General features: G+C 51.6%; 1 protein-coding gene. It reads right to left on the bottom strand.

Going from position 1 to position 380, the window contains the following annotated elements; genetic code table 11:
* On the bottom strand, positions 1-380 hold a 380-nt coding region (locus NE664_15790), incomplete at both ends, for a hypothetical protein (protein ID MCQ4728096.1).

The following is a 380-nucleotide window of genomic DNA, read 5'->3' as shown; positions in this document are numbered from 1 at the left end:
ATCCGGATCCTCAAAGGACCACACAATTTGGCTTACATCAGGATGACTGGAATAGATGACCGCACTCAGCTCCCTGGCTTCCTGTCCGCTGAAGGTCAATACCGGAGCCGAACGTCTTCCTGTCAGTGTAAGGGTGATAGGAAATACCTCCTTTTCCTGGTCCGCCTCGATACAGTTCGCCTGGAAATTCAGTGTTACCCTGCATCTGTCTGTCCGCAGTCCGTCATTTGCCGCAGCTGTAATATCCACCGTTTTTACAGCCTGATACGGCTGCCTCGACAATGCTTCCAAAATCCACGGCGCTCCGTCATTTACCGTAAGTGTTCCATCTGCGTCTACCGACAACGCCTCTGAATCAGATGAGCTCCACACTATGCTTC

This window comes from Anaerotignum faecicola (genome assembly GCA_024460105.1).
Lineage (GTDB): Bacteria > Bacillota > Clostridia > Lachnospirales > Anaerotignaceae > JANFXS01.
Note: the sequence above shows the minus strand (reverse complement) of the source record. Positions and strands in the feature narration are given on the sequence as shown.